We start from the raw sequence: 17,443 nt of genomic DNA on the forward strand, positions 1-17,443 counted from the left end.
AGTTGTCGAAGTGGGTGGTGGCGCGGTACCGTTGAAGAGTCCCAACGGCTGTGACATCTGATGTATCCGTTCCACAGGAAGACACTGACGTGCACCGACTGCGCGCGGCGACCCGACTGGGAAGTGCCGCATGACCGACCTCCTCGATCCGCTCATCCTGTCGCGGTGGCAGTTCGGTCTGACGACCATCTACCACTTCCTCTTCGTCCCGTTGACGATCGGCATGGCCGCCGTGGTGGCCGTGTTCCAGACCGCCTGGTACCGGACCGGTCGAGCGCACTACCTGCAGCTGACCCGGTTCTTCGGGCGGATCTTCCTGATCAACTTCGCGATGGGCGTCGTGACGGGCATCGTGCAGGAGTTCCAGTTCGGCATGAACTGGTCGAACTACTCGCGCTTCGTCGGTGATGTCTTCGGGGCGCCCCTCGCGCTCGAGGGGATCCTGGCGTTCTTCTTCGAAGCGGCGTTCATCGGCGTGTGGATCTTCGGCTGGGACCGTCTGCCGAAGGGGCTGCACCTGGCGAGCATCTGGTGCGTCAGCGCGGGCACGATCATGTCGGCGTACTTCATCATCGCCGCGAACGCGTTCATGCAGCACCCGGTCGGGTTCTCGATGAACGAGGCGAAGGGGCGTGCCGAGCTGACCGACATCTGGGCGGTCCTGGGCAACAAAGTCGCCCTGGCGGCGTTCCCGCACACGTTGTTCGCGTGCTTCATGGTCGCCGCGGCGGTCATCATCTCGGTCGCCGCGTACCACCTGGCGCGCAACCAGAACCTCGAGACGATGATGCCGGCGCTGAAGTTCGGCATGTGGACCATGGTCGCTGCGGGTGCCCTGACGGTGCTCACCGGCGATCAGCTCGGCCTGACGATGGTCGACACGCAGCCGATGAAGATGGCTGCGGCCGAGGCGCTGTACAACACGGCGACCGGCAAGGACGCCTCGTTCTCGATCTTCACCCTCGGCACCCCCGACGGCGTGCACGAACTGTTCTCGATCCGGGTGCCCTACCTGCTGTCGTTCCTGTCGACGCACACCTTCAACGGCACGGTCGAGGGCATCAACGACCTGCAGGCGCAGTACACGCAGGTGTACGGGCCCGGCGACTACAAGCCGATCATCTGGGTCACCTACTGGTCGTTCCGCTGGATGATCGCGCTCGGCGTCGGCGCGGTCATGGTCTCGCTCGCCGGCCTCTGGCTGACCCGCAAGGGCCGCTTCCCGACGAAGCGCTGGATCTGGCGCGTCGCCACCTGGACCGTCCCGCTCCCGATGGCCGCGATGATCGTCGGCTGGATCTTCACCGAGATGGGCCGCCAGCCGTGGCTCGTGTTCGGGTTGCTCAAGACCAGCGACGGCGTCTCGCCGAACGTGACCGGGCTCGAGGTCCTCATCTCGCTCATCGTGTTCACCGTGATCTACGGCTCGCTGGCGGTGGTCGAGTTCAAGCTCATCAAGAAGGTCGCGCAAGAGGGCCCTGCCGCACCGGCAGCGGTCGACGAGGAGACCGGCGAGGTCAAGCACGAAGTGACGGTGTACTGAGATGGACCTCCCTGTTCTCTGGTTCGCGATCGTCGGCGTGTTCTTCGTCGGCTACTTCGTCCTCGACGGCTTCGACTTCGGTGTCGGCATGTCCCTGCCCTTCCTCGGCAAGGACGACACCGACCGTCGGGTGCTCATCAACACGATCGGCCCGGTCTGGGACCTCAACGAGACCTGGGTCATCGTCGCCGGCGCCTGCCTGTTCGCGGCGTTCCCCGAGTGGTACGCGACGATGTTCTCCGGCTTCTACCTGGCGCTGCTGCTCATCCTCGCTGCACTCATCCTGCGCGGCGTCTCGTTCGAGTACCGGCACCAGAACAAGCACCTCGAGTGGAAGCGCCGCTTCGACCTGATGATCATCGTCGGGTCCGCCGTGCCGTCGTTCCTCTGGGGCGTCGCGTTCGGCAACGTGGTGCGCGGGATCCCGATGGACTCCGGGCACAACTACACGGGCACGCTGTTCGACCTGCTGAACCCGTTCGCACTGCTCACCGGCGTGGCCACGCTGCTGGTGTTCTTCACGCACGGCGTCGTGTTCGTCGCGCTGAAGACCGAGGGCGAGATCCGCGAGCGCGCCAAGCGCCTGGCGACCCGGGCCGGCATCCTGACGATCCTCGTCGGCGCCGCGTTCCTGGTCTGGATGGCGTTCGTGCGGGCGACCCCGGCCTCGCTCGTGCTCTCCGTGGTCGCGGCGCTCGCGCTGGTCCTGGCCGTGCTCTGCAACGCCTGGGGCAAGGAGGGCCGTGCGTTCACGCTGATGGCCGTCACCATCGCCGCGATCGTGCTCGCCATGTTCACGGCGATCTTCCCGGACGTCATGCCCGCCACCAACGACCCGGCGAACAGCCTGAACGTGTACAACGCCTCGAGCGGCTCGTACACGCTGACGGTGATGAGCTGGGTGGCGCTGATCTTCGTCCCCCTCGTGTTCGCCTACCAGGCCTGGACCTACTGGGTGTTCCGCAAGCGTGTCTCGCGGGCCCAGGTCACCCAGGCCGCGCACTAGGCAGGCGACGGTGAAGCCGCTCGACCCGCGACTCCTGCGCCTGTCGCGGACGGCGCGCGGCTTCATCGTCGCGGCCGCCGGCACCGGCGTCCTCCGCACGGTCGCGACCATCGCGATCGCGTGGGGGATCGCCGCCGCCGTGACGCTCGGCATCGACGCGGTCCACGTCGGCCGTGTCCCGGACGCCTTCGGGCAGGCCCTCGCACTGCTCGGCGGAGCGTTCGTGCTCCGTGCGGTGGCTGCGTGGGCGACCGACGACCTGGCGGCACGCGCCGCGGCGAAGGTGAAGAGCGAGATGCGCACGACGGTGCTCGCCCGCGCGGCCGAGCGCGGTCCGTCCTGGCTGGCGGGCCGCTCGAGCGCGGGGTTCGCCACCACCCTCGGGCCGGGGCTCGACGCGCTCGACGCCTACTTCGGCCGCTACCTGCCGCAGCTCGCGCTGACCGCGATCGCCACGCCGCTGCTGCTGGTCGCGATCGGCCTCGGTGACCTGACGAGCGGGCTGATCATCCTGTTCGCCCTGCCGGTCATCCCGGTGTTCATGATCCTGATCGGGCTCGCGACCCAGGCGTTGCAGCGGAAGCAGTCCGATGCCCTCGCGAAGCTCGGTGGCGCCTTCCTCGAGGCCGTCGAGGGCCTGTCCACGCTCAAGGTCTTCGGTCGAGCCCGCCGCCAGGTCGGCCGCATCGGTGCCGTCACGGACGAGTACCGTCGCGGCACGCTCGGGGTGCTCCGGCTGTCCTTCGTGAGCGGGTTCGCCCTCGAGCTCGCCGCGAGCCTGTCCGTCGCCCTCGTCGCGGTGTCGATCGGCATCCGGTTGGTCGACGGCTCGCTCGGGCTCGGGGCGGCGATGTTCGTCCTGGTCCTCGCTCCCGAGGCGTTCGCCCCCATCCGTCAGGTCGGCGCGGACTTCCACGCCGCCCAGGACGGCGTCGAGGCGTCGGCAGCGGTGCTCGACGTCCTCGCCGACGACACGGACCCCGCGCCGAACGACGGTCCGGACGCCGTCGGCTCGCGGGCGGCGGGCGCGGACACCGCGCCGGCCGCACCGGCTGCGACGGCCTTGGCCGTGCACGGACTGACCGTCCGCCGGCCGGACGTGGTGATCGGCCCGCTCGACCTGCGCGCCGGTCCCGGCACCGTCGTCGTCCTCGCCGGGCCGAGCGGCTCGGGCAAGTCGAGCGTGATCGCCGCGCTCCGCGGCGTCCTGCCGCACGACGGCACCGTCGTCGTGCCCGGTACCGCCGGTACGACCGCCACCGAGCGCACGACCTGGGCCGACCAGCGCCCCCGCCTCGTGCGCGGGACCGTCGCCGAGAACGTCGCGCTCAGCGCGACCCCCGATGCCGCGGACGTGCGGACCGCGTTGCGCGACGCCGGGCTGGAGGTCGACCCGGGCCTCCCGATCGGCGCCGGGGGCAGCGGCCTGTCCGGCGGGCAGGCGCAGCGCGTCGCCGTCGCGCGCGCGCTGTACCGCGCCCGCCGCGTCGGCACGCCGTTGGTGCTGCTCGACGAGCCCACGTCGGCGCTCGACGCCGAGGCCGAGGCCCGTGTCGTCGCCGCGATCCGCGGCCTCGCAGCCGACGGAGCCGTCGTCGTGGTCGCCAGCCACCGACCGGCGGTCGTCGCCGCGGCCGACGTCCGCGTCGACATCGGCACCGGCGGCTCGGTCACCGTCCGGACGGGGGCGCGCGCATGAGCCGGCAGCGGGGGTCGTCCCGGCAGCGGGCGCTGTCCCGGCAGCGGGCGCTGTCCCGGGAGGCCCGTGGGGGCTCCGTCCTGCGCCTCGCGTTGCCGCACGGGTCGGGATGGGCGAAGGCCGTCGCCGCCGGCGCGCTCAGCGCGGTCTGCGCCGTGGCGCTCCTCGCCGCGAGCGGCTACCTCATCACCCGTGCCGCCGAGCACCCGCCGATCCTGTACCTGACCCTCGTGATGGTCGGCGTGCGGGCGTTCGCCCTCGGCCGGGCGGCGCTGCGCTACGTCGACCGGCTCGCCGGGCACGACGCGTCCTTCCGGCAGCTCGCGGTGGTGCGGACCGAGATGTACCGGCGGCTCGCCTCGGTCGCGCCGGCGGGGCTGGGGAGCACCGGCCGCGGCGACCTGATGACCCGACTGGTCACCGACACGGACCGGCTGCAGGACCTGCCCATCCGCGTCGTCGGACCGCTGGTGTCCGCCGGGGTCGTCGCCGTGCTGTCCGTCGTCGCCGTGGCGTTCGTGTCGGTGCCGGCCGCCGTCGTGCTCGTGCTGGCCCTGGCGGTCGCGGCGCTGCTCGGGTCGGTCGTGACGCGCTCGATCGCCGAGCGCTCCGATCGCGAGACCGCGGCGGACCGCGGCCGGGTCGCCGACCTCGTGCTCGACACCGTCCGGACGCTCGACGTCTTCGCCGCCTACGGCACCCTCGACGAGCGCCTGGCGCACATCGCCCGTCTCGACGCCGGCGTCACCCGAGCGGTGCGTCGTCGCGGCACGGTCGAATCGCTCGTCGGCGCCCTGGTCGGGCTGCTCGGCGGCGCGGCGGTCATCGGGATCCTGGCCGTCGGTGCACCCGCCGTGGTGACCGGGGCGCTCGACGGCCCGCTCTGGGCGCTGACGGTGTTCGTGCCGCTCGCCCTGTTCGAGGTCATCGGGGGCGTACCGCTCGCCGTCCTCACGCTCCGCCGGGTGCGTGCCGCCGCCGAGCGGGTCGAGCAGGTCGTCCCGGCCGAAGTACCCGAGGGCATCGTGCCGGAACCCGAGCAGGACGCCGACCCCGCCGAACTGGCGGTGTCCGGACCGGTCACCGTGGCGCTGCGCGACCTGACCGTGCAGTGGCCAGGAGCCACGGCACCCGCGGTCGACGGGGTCTCGCTCGACCTGCGGCCCGGCGAGGTCGTCGTGCTCGAGGGGCCGAGCGGCGCGGGGAAGTCCACCCTCGTCGACGCGCTCGTCCGGTTCGTCGACCACCGGGGCTCGTACACGCTCGACGGGATCTCGGCGAAGGACATGCACCCCGACGCCGTCCGTGCCCGCATCGGGCTCATCGAGCAGGACCCGTTCGTCTTCGACCAGTCCGTGCGGCAGAACCTGCTGTTCGCCCGCGAGACCGCCACCGACGACGAGCTGCTCGCGGTGCTCGACCGCGTCGGCCTCGGCGAGTGGGTCGGGCGTCGCGGCGGGCTCGACGCGTCGGTGGGGGAGCGCGGCGGTCTGGTGTCCGGCGGCCAGGCGCACCGCCTCGCCCTGGCCCGCGCGCTCCTGCACGCGTTCCCGGTGCTGGTGCTCGACGAACCCACGGCGGACATCGACCCGGACCTCGGCGACGCCGTCCTGCGCGACCTCGTGAGGACGGCCCGCGCAGCGGGCCGCACGATCGTGATCGTGTCGCACGTGCCGGTCAGCACGGACCTGGTCGACCGCACCCTGCGGATGCGGGACGGGCGCCTGCTCGCCGGGTGAGCCGACGGGCGGACGCGGGACGGGCCTCCCGGCTTGTATCGTTGACGACCGTGACCACCGAGCAGCACGCCGAGGACCCGAACGCCTACGACTTCCGTCGTATCCAGGACAAGTGGCAGCCCCGCTGGGAAGAGCTCGGGCTCTTCACCACCGACCTCGACGACACCCGTCCGCGCAAGTACATCCTCGAGATGTTCCCGTACCCGTCCGGCGACCTCCACATGGGGCACGCCGAGAACTGGGCGCTCGGCGACTTCGTGGCGCGCTACTGGCGCCAGCAGGGCTTCAACGTGCTGCACCCCATCGGCTGGGACTCGTTCGGCCTGCCCGCCGAGAACGCCGCGATCAAGCGCGGGGTGGACCCGAAGGACTGGACCTACGCGAACATCGCGCAGCAGAAGGCGTCCTTCAAGCGCTACGCGCCGTCGTTCGACTGGAGCACCGAGATCCACACCTCGGACCCCGAGTACTACAAGTGGAACCAGTGGCTGTTCCTGAAGATGTACGAGAAGGGCCTGGCGTACCGCAAGGACAGCTGGGTCAACTGGGACCCGGTGGACCAGACCGTGCTCGCGAACGAGCAGGTCCTGCCGGACGGCACCTCGGACCGCTCCGGTGCCGTCGTCGTCAAGAAGAAGCTCACGCAGTGGTACTTCAAGATCACCGAGTACGCCGACCGCCTGCTCGACGACCTCAACCAACTCGAGGGACGGTGGCCCGCCAAGGTCATCGCGCAGCAGCGGAACTGGATCGGTCGCTCGGTCGGTGCCGACGTCGACTTCGTCATCGAGGGCCGGGACGAGCCCGTCACGGTCTTCACGACGCGACCCGACACCATCCACGGCGTGACGTTCCTGGTCGTCGCGCCGGACTCCGATCTGGCGGCCGAGCTCGTCTCGTCTGCTCCGGACGACGTCCGGGCTGCGTTCGATTCGTACCTCGTCGCCACCCAGAAGACCTCGGAGATCGACCGGCAGAACGCCGACCGCCCGAAGACCGGTGTGCCGCTCGGCCGCTTCGCGATCCACCCGCTCACGGGTGAGCGCCTGCCGATCTGGGCCGCCGACTACGTGCTCGCCGACTACGGCCACGGCGCCGTGATGGCCGTGCCGGCGCACGACCAGCGTGACCTCGACTTCGCGCGAACGTTCGACCTGCCGGTGAAGGTCGTCGTCGACACCAACGCCGCCGTGACCGGTGCGATCCCGGTGATCACCGAGGACACCGAGCTGCCCGACCGCAACCCGGCCACGACGGGCGAAGCCCTGACGGGGCAGGGCCGGATGATCAACTCCGGGCCGCTCGACGGCATGTCGAAGCAGCACGCGATCACCGCCGCGATCTCGCTGCTCGAGGAGCGCGGGACCGGTCGCGCCGCCAAGACCTACCGCCTGCGCGACTGGCTCATCTCGCGCCAGCGCTTCTGGGGCACGCCGATCCCGATCATCCACGGTGCCGACGGCAGCGAGCACCCCGTCCCGCTCGACCAGCTGCCGGTGCGACTGCCCGACACCGAGGGGCTCGACCTCAAGCCGAAGGGCACCTCGCCGCTCGGCGGCGCGACCGACTGGGTCAACGTGCCGAACCCGGTCGACGGCACGCCCGCGCTCCGTGACACCGACACGATGGACACCTTCGTCGACTCGTCGTGGTACTTCCTGCGCTTCCTGGCGGCGAACGACGACACCCAGGCGTTCGACCCCGCGATCGCCCGCAAGTGGGCGCCGGTCGACCAGTACATCGGCGGGATCGAGCACGCGATCCTGCACCTGCTGTACGCACGCTTCGTCACCAAGGTGCTGTTCGACCTCGGGTACCTCGACTTCACCGAGCCGTTCTCGGCGCTGCTCAACCAGGGCATGGTGCTGTCCGGCGGCTCGAAGATGTCGAAGTCCAAGGGTGGCGTCTCCCTCGGGGACGAGCTCGACGCGAACGGCGTCGACGCGATCCGTCTGGTGATGGGCTTCGCCGGGCCGCCGGAGGACGACATCAACTGGGAGGACGTCTCCCCGTCCGCCTCGGCGCGCTTCCTGGCTCGCGCCTACCGCCTGGCGACCGACGTCACGTCGACTCCGGACGTCGTCTGGGCCGAGGGTGACCGCGCCCTGCGCCAGGTGACGCACCGGTTCCTGGCCGATGCCCCCGGCCTGATGGAGTCGTTCAAGTTCAACGTCGTGATCGCGCGGCTCATGGACCTGGTGAACGTGACCCGCAAGGCGATCGACAGCGGCCCCGGTGCCGCCGACCCCGCCGTGCGCGAAGCCGTCGAGACCGTCACGCTCGGCCTCGCCGTGTTCGCGCCGTACACCGGCGAGGAGATGTGGGAGCAGCTCGGGTACGAGGCCACCGTCGCGCTGCACGGCTGGCGGAAGGCCGACCCGACGCTGCTCGTGCAGGAGACCCTGACGGCCGTCGTGCAGGTCAACGGCAAGGTGCGCGACTCGTTCGAGGTGTCGAAGTCGATCGAGCCGTCGGAGCTCGAAGCGCTCGCGCGGAACTCGGCGAACGTGCAGCGGTACATCGGTGACCGCGAGATTGTGAAGGTCATCGTGCGGGCGCCGAAGCTCGTGAACATCGCGATCAAGGGGTAGTCGGAGGGCGTCGACGGCCGTCCACAGGGCGGGCGTCTTGTCGTCCACAGGGTGGGCGGCCGGCGCGCCTGTCCACAGACCAGCACTACGGAGCCCGGCCGATCGGCCGGGCTCCGTAGCGTTCGGGGCATGTCGTCGCCCTCGTCGCCCTCGTCGCCGGAGCCCCGGTCACCGCACGGCGCGCCGTCGTCGGGACGCGTGCCGTGGTCACGTCTGGCGCTGTCGCCGCGGGCCGCGGTGGTGCTGGCCGGGGTCGTCGTGGCGGTCGCGCTCGTGGTGGTCCTGGGCGGGTCGCTGTCGGGGCGCGGCGGTGCCGGTGCGGGCGGGGTCGTGGTCAACGGGGCTCCGACCGTGTCGCCGACCGCCGGTGCGCCGGACGCCGGTGCGTCGGCCGCAGGCCCGGCAGCCGGTGAGGGGACGGCCACCACGGGCACGGCGCGTGTCGTGGTGCACGTGCTCGGGGCGGTCGAGCGCGACGGTGTGGTGCGCCTGCCGCCGTCGAGCCGGGTCACCGACGCGATCGAGCGGGCCGGCGGGGCGACGGCGGACGCCGACCTCGCCCGGTTGAACCTGGCACGGGTGCTGACCGACGGGGAGCGGGTGTACGTGCCGCGGGTGGGGGAGGACGAGGTCCCGTCGGCGCTCGATCCGGTGGACGGTCGCGCGGCCGCAGCGACCGGGGGCGGCGAGAGCGCGGACGACGGCGCGGGTGCGGCGGGAGCCGGCGGTGCCGCCGTCGTCGACCTGAACAGTGCCGACCAGGCTGCGCTCGAGACCCTGCCCGGCATCGGTCCGGGGTTGGCCGGCCGGATCCTGGCCTGGCGCGACGAACACGGTCGGTTCACCGCGGTCGAGGACCTGCTCGACGTCAGCGGCATCGGCGACGTCCGGTTCGCCGAGCTCCGCGACCGTGTGCGGGTGTGAGCGGTGCCGGTCACGATGCCCGTACCCGTGCAGCTGCGGCCCAGCGCGGCGGACCTGCGGGTGGCGGCACCCGTCGCGACGGCCTGGATCGTCACGGCCGTGCTCGTCGGGGGACCGGGAGCGGCTCCCGTCGTCGCCGCCGTGGCCGCCGTGCTGGCCGGAGGGAGCGCGTTCGTGGCCGGCCGTCGTCGGCGGATGGCGTCGGCCTGCGCCGGCCCGGTGCTCCTCGCAGCAGGGCTGACCGCGCTGCTGGCGGTCTCGGTCACCGTGGGGGAGACCCGCCGTGCACCGGAGCCGCTCCGGGCTCTCACCTCCGGCTCGGGGGCCGTCCCGTTCGACGCGGTCCTGTCGCGCGACCTGGGCCCGGGTGACCGATCCGTGGTCGCGACGCTCGAGCGCGCCGACAGCCTGGGCGCGCTCCGGGCACCGGTCCGGCTCGTCCCGGCGGGTGACGACCACGACAGGGTGCTGGCCGCGGGCACGCGGGTGACCGGCACCGGGACCCTCGAACCCGACGCCCCCGGTGCCGCGACCGCGTTCGTGCTCTTCGTCCGGGGTGCGCCGACCACTGAGCCTCCCGGTGGACTGCTCAGAGCGACCGACGCCGCTCGCCAGGCCTTCGTCCGCGCGACGGCCGGCCTGCCGGAGCCGGGGGCCGCGCTCCTGCGCGGCCTGGCGATCGGTGACCGCTCCGGCCTCGACCCGGATACGGAAGCGGCCATGGAGACGTCGGCGCTGACCCACCTGACCGCGGTGTCCGGGTCGAACTGCGCCGTGGTGGTCGGCCTGGTGGTGGTGGTCGGGCGGCTCTGCGGTGCTCCCCGTGGCGTCCGGGCGGCGTCGGCCGTCGCCGTCCTGCTCGCCTTCGTGGTGCTCGTCCGGCCCGACCCGTCGATCGTCCGGGCCACGGTGATGGCGGTCGTCGTGCTGGTCGTGCACCTGTCCGGCCGCCCCGTGCGCGGTGTGCCGCTCGTCGCACTGGCCGCGATCGGCATGCTCGTGGTCGACCCGTGGTTCGCGCGCTCGTTCGGGTTCGCGCTGTCCGTGCTCGCCACGACCGGCATCGTGGTGCTCGGACCACCGCTCACGACGCTGTTCGCCCGACGGCTGTGGACCCCGATCGCCGTGTCACTGGCGGTGCCGGTGGCGGCGCAGGTCGCGTGCTGGCCCGTGACGATTCCGCTGTCGGCGGCGCTGCCGACCTACGCGGTGCCGGCGAACCTGCTGGCCGAGCCCCTGGCACCGATCGTCACCGTCGTCGGCCTCGGTGCGTGTCTGCTCGCACCCGTCTGGCCGTGGGGCGGGTCGGTACTCGCAGCCGTCGCCTGGGTGCCCGCATCGGCGGTCGGTGGCATCGCCCACGGCGCCGCAGGACTGCCGTACGCGTCGGCTCCGTGGCCGGGCGGCACGGTCGGCGTGGGCGGCGCGGTGCTCGTCAGCGCGTGCCTCGCGGTCGCCGTGCTGAGCGCACCGACGGTCAGGAACCGCCTGCTGCTCGTCGCGGGCGTGGTCGTCGTGGTCGGGGTCGCCGCCGTCGCGGTCCCGGTGCTGGTCGTGCGCGGCACCGTTCCGCGGGACTGGGCGGTCGCTGCGTGCGACGTCGGACAGGGGGACGCCGTACTGGTCCGCGGCGGCGCCCGCACGGCGTTGATCGACACCGGGGACGACCCGGAGCGCCTGCGCGCCTGCCTCGAGCTGCTGCGGATCAGCCGGATCGACCTGCTCGTCCTCACCCACTTCGACCGCGACCACGTCGGTGCGGTGGACGAGGTCGCGGGCATGGTCGACACGGCACTGGTCGGTCCCGTCGGTCGCGCATCGGACACCCGCGTCGTGCGGGACCTGCAGCGCGGTGGCGTCGACGTCCGGCGGGCCGACGACCGGGTGTCCGGTGTGCTCGGGCCGATCAGCTGGCGCGTCGTGTGGCCGCGTGCGGGCGACCCGGACGCCGGCAACGACGCCAGCATCGTGCTCGTGACCGAACCACCGCCGGGCGACGGCTGCTCCACGTGCCTGTCGGGGGTGTTCCTCGGCGACCTGGGCGAGACCGCGCAGCGTCGACTCCGTTCCGGTGGTGGGCTGCCCGCCGGCCCGCTCGACGTCGTGAAGGTCTCGCACCACGGTTCGGCGGACCAGGACCCGCTGCTGTACCGACAGTTCGCGGCCCGTGTCGGACTCGTCGGCGTCGGCGCGGACAACACGTACGGCCACCCGACACGTTCGGCGCTGTCGATGCTCGCGTCGGCGGGGACCGCGGCGTACCGGACCGACGAACTCGGCACCGTCGTGGTCGGTCGGACGGGCGCGGACGACCTGCGGGTGTGGACGGAGCGCACGCCGTCGGCGGCCGCCCGTAGGATCGTCGGAGCACTCGTCGCACCGGCACCGTCCGGGGCGGCACCACCGGAAGGACCGCATGCCCGCCAAGAAGCCCGCGCGCGCCGCAGCGAAGATCGACCAGGTGCCCTGGTCGGGGATCCGACCGGCTCCCGTCGTGCTCGTGACCGGACCAGAGGCGTTCCTGGCGGACCGGGCCAGCAGCGTGCTCAAGGACCTGCTCGTGGGCGAGGACCCGGCGCTCGAGGTGCACGACCTCGAAGCCGACCAGTACGCCCCCGGCCTGCTCGCGACGCTCGCGAGCCCCTCGCTGTTCGGCGAGCCGCGACTCGTGCGGGTCACCAACGTCGAGAAGTGCACCGACGCCTTCATCACCGAGACCATCTCGTACCTGCAGGCTCCAGCCGACGACGTCACCCTGGTGCTCCGGCACGGCGGCGGCGTGCGCGGCAAGAAGCTCCTCGACACGATCCGCAGCGGGGTCGGTGGTGGCGTCGAGGTCCTGTGCGACGAACTCAAGCGCGAGACCGACCGCATCGACTTCGTGAACGCCGAGTTCCGCGCCGCCCGACGCAAGATCGCGCCCTCGGCGGTCCGCACCCTCGTGGTGGCCTTCGCCGACGACCTGGCCGAGCTCGCCGCCGCGTGCCGGCAGCTCCTGGCGGACGAGGCGCAGGAGATCACCGACAAGGTCGTCGACAAGTACTACGGCGGTCGCGTCGAGACGAACGCGTTCAAGGTGGCCGACATCGCCCTGGCCGGACGCTCCGCCCCGGCGATCGTCGAGCTGCGGCACGCACTGGCCACCGGCGAAGCCCCCGTGCCGATCGTCGCGGCGTTCGCGAGCAAGATCCGCACGATGGCGAAGGTCAGCGCGTTCCGCGGGCCGAGCGGTCAGGCGGCGTCGGCGCTCGGCATGGCGCCGTGGCAGGTGCAGCGCGCGCAGCGTGACGTCGCCGGGTGGTCCGAAGCCGGACTCGCGAACGCGATCACGAGCATCGCCGAGGCGGACACCGCGGTGAAGGGCGGCTCGCGCGACGCGCACTACGCGCTCGAGGTCATGGTCCGCACCATCGCCCGACGCGGCGAGGCGCGCTGAGGCGACCCGCGCCTCCCGGCCGTCGAGCGGTCGTCGCGCGCCCACACCCGCGCACTTGGTGAGCAGAAATGGTCGAGTGCCGACCTGCGACCCGACCATTTCTGCTCACGAAGCGTGCGGCCCGCCGCCGCCGCCACCCCGACGTCCCACGCCCCGCACACGACGAAGGCCCCGCACCGAACGGTGCGGGGCCTTCGTGCAGCGCTCAGGAGATCAGAGCGACGCAACCTTCTTCGCGATGGCCGACTTGCGGTTCGCGGCCTGGTTGCGGTGGATGACACCCTTGCTCACGGCCTTGTCGAGCTTCTTCGACGCGGTGGCCAGGGCGGCAACGGCCTTGTCCTTGTCGCCAGCGGCAACGGCCTCGTTGGTGTGACGGATGAACGTCTTGAGCTCCGACTTGTAGGCCTTGTTGCGCTCGGTGGCCTTGAGGTTGGTCTTGATGCGCTTGATCTGCGACTTGATGTTCGCCATGTGTAGCTCCTGCTTCGTCTCGTACGGGTGGGCGCGACCGCGGGGTAGAGGGGCCCTCGGTCGCATCGCGTTCCACCCGTGGGCGGGGAACGCGCAAGCCAGCCACCAACATTACCAGGCGAACGGCCCGCCACCAAAGCACGAAACACCGCCGGATCGGCGTGATCTCGCGGCAACATGCACCGGATACGGTGACGGACATGCCATCCCTCGCACCTCGGATCGACACCGTGCCCGCCTCCGGCATCCGGAGGGTCTTCGAGCAGGCAGCGCTGCTGCAGTCCGCCGGGACCGCGGTCACGATGCTCGTGATCGGCGAACCGGACGTCCCGGTGGCACCGCACATCGGCGACGCCGCCCGTCGCGCGTGGACCGAGGACCGCACGGACTACACGCCGAACGGCGGCATCGCACCCCTGCGCGAGGCGGTCCGCGACAAGCTCCGCCGCGAGAACCGCATCGAGGCCGACCTCGAACAGATCTGGATGACGATCGGCGCGACCCAGGCGCTGTTCCAGGCGATGACGCTGACGCTGAGCCCCGGCGACGAGGTCCTGGTGCCGGACCCGGGCTACACGACCTTCACGATGAACGCGCACATCCTCGGGGCCACGCCGGTGCCGTACCGGCTCGAGCCGCAGCACGGGTTCGAACCCGACCTCGAGGCGCTCGAGGCGAGCATCACCGAGCGGACCCGCGTGCTCGTGGTGAACTCCCCGTCGAACCCGCTCGGCGCGGTGTTCGGTGAGGACACCCTCCGCGCGCTCCTGGCCGTCGCGAAGCGCCACGACCTGTGGGTCATCAGCGACGAGGTCTACGAGTACTTCACCTACGGCACCCGCCACGTGAGCCTTGCCGCGCTCGACGAGGACGACCGGGTCTTCTCCGCGTTCTCGCTCAGCAAGACGTACGCCATGACGGGTGTCCGTGTCGGGTACCTCGTCACCCCGAAGGGCCTCGGGCCGACGATGCGCACGACGCAGGAGGCGATGATCAGCTGCGTCGCCGAACCGGACCAGTACGCGGCACTGGCGGCGATCGTGGGGGACCACTCCGCGGTGCGCGACGCCCGCGAGCACTACCGCGCGAACCTCGAGGTCGCGAAGCAGGTGCTGGACGCCGCCGGCATCCGGTACCTCGACCCGCGTGGCGCGTTCTACCTGTGGATCGACGTGTCGCACGCCTCGGACGGCGACGTCGCGGCGTGGGCGCTCGGCCTGCTGCAGCGCGAGGCCGTCGCGGTCGCGCCGGGCAGCGCCTTCGGCCGCTCCGGCGAGGGCTGGATCCGTGTCTGCCTCGCGGCCACACCGGACGACCTCCGCCGTGGTCTCGGCGCGCTGCCGGCTCCGGCGCACGCAGGCGTCTGACGCTCGGATCGTGCGGACGGGAGGCCCGGTGCCGGTCGGCACGGCAGCGCACGGTGCGCAGTCCTCCACCTGGTGCGAGGATGCTCGCCTCGTGCCGCGCAGCATCCGGTCACGGGGCGGTCACCAGCGCACGGACCCGCCGACCTCGCACCGTGCGAGGCCAGCACACCGGCTCGACGGCCCACCGGACGCGCACCAAACGCGCACCGTGCGTCGCGGACGCGCGCCGTGCCGCCAGGGCGGGTGAAGCGTGGGAGACTGTTGCGACCGTCCGACCCACCTGAGGAACCGTGAGCCCACAAGCATCCGCTCCGCTCGAGCCCGCCGCGACCCCGGCCGGCGCGATCCGCAACTTCTGCATCATCGCGCACATCGACCACGGCAAGTCCACGCTGGCCGACCGCATGCTGCAGATGACCGGCGTCGTCGAGGAGCGCGCGATGCGCGCGCAGTACCTCGACCGCATGGACATCGAGCGCGAGCGCGGCATCACGATCAAGTCGCAGGCCGTCCGCATGCCGTGGGAACTCGACGGTGACACGTTCGCGCTCAACATGATCGACACCCCCGGGCACGTCGACTTCTCGTACGAGGTCTCCCGTTCCCTGGCGGCGTGCGAGGGCGCGATCCTGCTCGTCGACGCCGCCCAGGGCATCGAGGCACAGACGCTGGCCAACCTGTACCTGGCGCTCGAGAACGACCTCGAGATCATCCCGGTGCTCAACAAGATCGACCTGCCGGCAGCGGAACCCGAGAAGTACGCAGCCGAGCTCGCGCAGCTCATCGGCGGCAAGCCGGAGGACGTCCTGCGCGTCTCCGGCAAGACCGGTGTCGGCGTGCCCGAGCTCCTCGACCTGGTGGTCCGCCGCGTGCCGGCCCCCGTCGGCGACGTCGAGGCCGCGCCCCGCGCGATGATCTTCGACTCGGTCTACGACAGCTACCGCGGCGTCGTGACGTACATCCGGATGATCGACGGCTCCATCAAGCCGCGCGAGAAGGTCCAGATGATGTCGACGAAGTCGACGCACGAGATCCTCGAGATCGGGGTGTCGAGTCCCGAGCCGATCCCGACGAAGGGGCTCTCCGTCGGCGAGGTCGGGTACCTCATCACCGGCGTCAAGGACGTCCGCCAGTCCAAGGTCGGCGACACGGTCACGAGCGCGCAGAAGCCCGCGACCGACGCCCTGCCCGGTTACACGGACCCGAAGCCGATGGTGTTCTCGGGCCTGTACCCGATCGACGGGTCGGACTACCCGGACCTGCGTGACGCGCTCGACAAGCTCAAGCTGTCCGACGCGGCCCTGGTGTACGAACCCGAGACGTCGGTGGCGCTCGGCTTCGGCTTCCGCTGCGGGTTCCTCGGCCTGCTCCACCTCGAGATCATCACCGAGCGCCTGTCGCGCGAGTTCGGCCTCGACCTCATCACGACCGCGCCCAGCGTGATCTACGAGGTCACGAACGAGGACAACTCCGTGACCGAGGTCACGAACCCGTCCGAGTTCCCCGGCGGCCGCATCGTCGAGGTCCGCGAACCCATGGTCCGCGCAGCGATCCTCGCCCCGAAGGACTACGTCGGCGCGATCATGGAGCTGTGCCAGTCGCGCCGCGGCTCCCTGCTCGGCATGGAGTACCTCGGCGAGGACCGCGTCGAGATCCGCTACGAGATGCCCCTCGGCGAGATCGTGTTCGACTTCTTCGACCAGCTGAAGAGCAAGACGCAGGGCTACGCCTCGCTCGACTACGAGCCCATCGGCGACCAGGCGGCCGACCTCGTCAAGGTCGACATCCTGCTGCAGGGCGACCAGGTCGACGCGTTCAGCGCGATCGTGCACCGCGACAAGGCGTACGCCTACGGCACCCTGATGACCGAGCGGCTGCGCAAGCTCATCCCGCGCCAGCAGTTCGAGGTGCCGATCCAGGCCGCCATCGGTGCCCGCATCATCGCCCGCGAGAGCATCCGTGCGATGCGCAAGGACGTCCTGGCGAAGTGCTACGGCGGTGACATCACCCGCAAGCGCAAGCTCCTCGAGAAGCAGAAGGAGGGCAAGAAGCGCATGAAGACCATCGGTCGGGTCGAGGTCCCGCAGGAGGCCTTCATCGCCGCGCTGTCCGGCGACGTCGAGGAAAAGAAGAAGTAGCGCCGAGAAGAAGAAGGAGCGACGGGTCAGCGGGCCCGTGCGGCCCGCGCCCGCAGCACGGCCAGGCAGAGGGCCGGGAGGCTCGCAGCGGCCAGTCCCGCCAGTGCGGTCCGCAGGATGACCAGCCCGGCGGCCGCACCGAAGTCGGTCTGCTGTGTCGCCGCGACGCCGGACACCACGGCCCCGAGGGCCAGGGCGACCGTCACGGCGCCGATCCACTGCGGCATCCGCGTGGCCCGGTGCCGCCGGACCGCGGACACGAGGGTGGCCCCGAACAGCAGGACCCCCGCTCCGGCGCAGCACGCACCGACCGCCGCGATCGCGTTCGCGGTGTCGAAGGCGTCCCACTGTGCCGGTGGCACCGCGACGTAGCGTGCGGACGAGCCGATGCCGGTGGTCGTCGCGTCGACCAGGACACGCGCGAGCGCGGCGGCGCCGAAGGCGACGAACGTGAGCGCGGCGAGGGTCGCGGTCCGACGGTCGACGGACCGCCAGGGCGCGGGGGTGAAGCGGGGCACGCTGCAAC

The 17,443-nt window shown here is 71.6% G+C and carries 11 protein-coding genes and 1 pseudogene; 10 read left to right on the plus strand and 2 right to left on the minus strand.

The window, feature by feature from the left end:
• The first annotated feature begins 130 nt into the window (after positions 1-130).
• The 8 genes and pseudogenes from ACGH48_RS08300 to holA all read left to right on the plus strand — a co-directional run bounded on the left by ACGH48_RS08300 (position 131) and on the right by holA (position 12,938).
• Positions 131-1,543, plus strand: a complete 1,413-nt coding sequence (locus ACGH48_RS08300; protein ID WP_123312916.1) for a cytochrome ubiquinol oxidase subunit I — start codon at positions 131-133, stop codon at positions 1,541-1,543.
• Between the two features lies 1 nt (position 1,544).
• Entirely contained in the window at positions 1,545-2,549 is a 1,005-nt protein-coding gene (gene cydB / locus ACGH48_RS08305; protein WP_340196989.1) for a cytochrome d ubiquinol oxidase subunit II, read from the plus strand.
• A gap of 10 nt (positions 2,550-2,559) precedes the next feature.
• Positions 2,560-4,248, plus strand: coding sequence for a thiol reductant ABC exporter subunit CydD (gene cydD, locus ACGH48_RS08310; RefSeq protein ID WP_396290983.1), 1,689 nt, complete (start codon positions 2,560-2,562; stop codon positions 4,246-4,248).
• Positions 4,245-5,987, plus strand: a complete 1,743-nt coding sequence (gene cydC, locus ACGH48_RS08315; RefSeq protein WP_396290984.1) for a thiol reductant ABC exporter subunit CydC — start codon at positions 4,245-4,247, stop codon at positions 5,985-5,987. Before cydD ends, cydC begins: the two co-directional genes overlap by 4 nt.
• 50 nt (positions 5,988-6,037) lie before the next feature.
• Positions 6,038-8,578: a leucine--tRNA ligase gene (gene leuS, locus ACGH48_RS08320; RefSeq protein WP_396290985.1), complete on the plus strand. Its 2,541-nt coding sequence runs from the start codon at positions 6,038-6,040 to the stop codon at positions 8,576-8,578.
• A gap of 129 nt (positions 8,579-8,707) precedes the next feature.
• Positions 8,708-9,502 (plus strand): helix-hairpin-helix domain-containing protein, encoded by a 795-nt coding sequence (locus ACGH48_RS08325; protein WP_396290986.1) that lies wholly within the window; start codon positions 8,708-8,710, stop codon positions 9,500-9,502.
• A 720-nt stretch (positions 9,503-10,222) separates the two neighbouring features.
• Positions 10,223-11,572: pseudogene (locus ACGH48_RS08330) on the plus strand (ComEC/Rec2 family competence protein); the annotation flags it as partial.
• A 346-nt stretch (positions 11,573-11,918) separates the two neighbouring features.
• Positions 11,919-12,938: a DNA polymerase III subunit delta gene (gene holA / locus ACGH48_RS08335; RefSeq protein WP_123312911.1), complete on the plus strand. Its 1,020-nt coding sequence runs from the start codon at positions 11,919-11,921 to the stop codon at positions 12,936-12,938.
• A gap of 213 nt (positions 12,939-13,151) precedes the next feature.
• Here the strand turns inward: holA and rpsT are convergent, their stop codons facing one another.
• Entirely contained in the window at positions 13,152-13,412 is a 261-nt protein-coding gene (gene rpsT, locus ACGH48_RS08340; protein WP_123312910.1) for a 30S ribosomal protein S20, read from the minus strand.
• Positions 13,413-13,612: 200 nt separating this feature from the next.
• Here rpsT and ACGH48_RS08345 point away from each other — a divergent pair, with 200 nt between their 5' ends.
• Both ACGH48_RS08345 and lepA read left to right on the plus strand, forming a co-directional pair.
• The gene (locus ACGH48_RS08345; RefSeq protein WP_396290987.1) at positions 13,613-14,779 is read left to right on the plus strand and encodes a pyridoxal phosphate-dependent aminotransferase; all 1,167 of its coding nucleotides are present in this window, start codon (positions 13,613-13,615) and stop codon (positions 14,777-14,779) included.
• A 290-nt stretch (positions 14,780-15,069) separates the two neighbouring features.
• A complete protein-coding gene (gene lepA / locus ACGH48_RS08350) occupies positions 15,070-16,917 on the plus strand; it encodes a translation elongation factor 4 (RefSeq protein WP_396290988.1) in 1,848 nt (615 codons plus the stop codon).
• A gap of 26 nt (positions 16,918-16,943) precedes the next feature.
• Here lepA and ACGH48_RS08355 read toward each other — a convergent pair whose 3' ends face one another.
• On the minus strand, positions 16,944-17,435 hold the full coding sequence (locus ACGH48_RS08355) for a hypothetical protein (RefSeq protein WP_396290989.1): 492 nt from the start codon (positions 17,433-17,435) through the stop codon (positions 16,944-16,946).
• Positions 17,436-17,443: the final 8 nt, after the last annotated feature.

Source organism: Curtobacterium pomorum (assembly GCF_044497295.1).
Classification (GTDB): Bacteria; Actinomycetota; Actinomycetes; order Actinomycetales; family Microbacteriaceae; genus Curtobacterium.

What these genes read in the sequence shown, in the direction of transcription:
- cydC (WP_396290984.1), top strand. Translation starts at nt 4,245, where the DNA reads ATGAGCCGGCAGCGGGGGTCGTCCCGGCAGCGGGCGCTGTCCCGGCAG.
- ACGH48_RS08300 (WP_123312916.1), top strand. Translation starts at nt 131, where the DNA reads ATGACCGACCTCCTCGATCCGCTCATCCTGTCGCGGTGGCAGTTCGGT.
- cydB (WP_340196989.1), top strand. Translation starts at nt 1,545, where the DNA reads ATGGACCTCCCTGTTCTCTGGTTCGCGATCGTCGGCGTGTTCTTCGTC.
- ACGH48_RS08325 (WP_396290986.1), top strand. Translation starts at nt 8,708, where the DNA reads ATGTCGTCGCCCTCGTCGCCCTCGTCGCCGGAGCCCCGGTCACCGCAC.
- rpsT (WP_123312910.1), bottom strand. Translation starts at nt 13,412, where the DNA reads ATGGCGAACATCAAGTCGCAGATCAAGCGCATCAAGACCAACCTCAAG.
- holA (WP_123312911.1), top strand. Translation starts at nt 11,919, where the DNA reads ATGCCCGCCAAGAAGCCCGCGCGCGCCGCAGCGAAGATCGACCAGGTG.
- ACGH48_RS08345 (WP_396290987.1), top strand. Translation starts at nt 13,613, where the DNA reads ATGCCATCCCTCGCACCTCGGATCGACACCGTGCCCGCCTCCGGCATC.